This is a genomic window from Saccharopolyspora sp. NPDC050389 (assembly GCF_040655595.1).
Lineage (GTDB): Bacteria > Actinomycetota > Actinomycetes > Mycobacteriales > Pseudonocardiaceae > Saccharopolyspora.
Window position 1 is genome coordinate 3077 of record NZ_JBFAKG010000108.1, and the last position, 997, is coordinate 4073.

The 997-nt window shown below is 70.3% G+C and carries 1 protein-coding gene; it reads right to left on the reverse strand.

Annotated features, from left to right (window positions below; genetic code table 11):
* Positions 1-146: 146 nt before the first annotated feature.
* Positions 147-857, reverse strand: a complete 711-nt coding sequence (locus tag AB0I53_RS42255) for a hypothetical protein (protein ID WP_358614977.1) — start codon at positions 855-857, stop codon at positions 147-149.
* Between the last annotated feature and the right edge of the window lie 140 nt (positions 858-997).

A 997-nucleotide genomic window follows, 5' to 3' on the forward strand; every position in this document is an offset into this window, starting at 1 on the left:
CGACCCTGGTCGTCAACAAGATCCGCGGCACCTTCAAGTCGGTCGCCGTCAAGGCCCCCGGCTTCGGCGACCGCCGCAAGGCGATGCTGCAGGAGCCCAAAAGACTCACGGCCCCGTGACCAGCCGAAACTTTGAAGCGCTGGCGGTCAGCGCTGGGTTTTCGAGGTGGGTTCCGGCTCGGCGACCTCTTCCGCCACGCTCAGGTCGTCCGCTTCGTTCGGGTCGGTGTCGAACGGGTCGATCAGGTCGGCGAGTTCGCCGAGGTCGCGCAGCAGCCGCTCCAGGCGCGCCGGGTCGGCGTCGTCGGGGTGCAGCGCGGCGAGCACCCAGTCGTTCTCCAGCCACACCACCGTGACGTCGTGGCCGATCTCCTCGGTGGCGTCCACCAGATCCGGCGTCACCAACGGCCGGGCCGCGGCCACCTCGGTGACGAACGCGTACCGCGAGCCGACCGGGCCGAGCAGGTCCAGCTCGGAGTCCTGCGGCACCGGGACGTCGGGCAGCCACAGCTCGATGGTGGCCGGGGCGGACCGGCGGCAGCGGATGGCCGCCAGCACCGCGGCGGCCTTGCCGTTCACGTCGAGATCGAGGACGTACACCTGGCGTCGCCCGTCGGCGGTGAACGTGGATCCGGCCACCACGTCGGTGGCCGTCACGCCGCCGTACTGGGCGAGCACGCCACGCTCCCACCGGGTCGGCAGGACCTGGTCCACCTCGGCGAACTGCCAGCCGCGCAGCGCCGCCCATCGGCGTCGCTCCCGGTTGTTCGACGCGCGCTGGGATCGGTCGGCGATCAGCAGCACGACGCCCGCCCCGATGGCGACGACGGCGATGACGAACCAAAGCCACGCAGGTATGCCCACACTGCGCAGGGTAGTCCGATCATCGCCGAACACGAAGATCACCTGGGCATCCGGTGCGGAACCGCTCCATCGGCTGATATTGACCTGGGAAAACACCTCACGGAGAGGTGCGGCCGGGGCAATGTGCCCCGGCC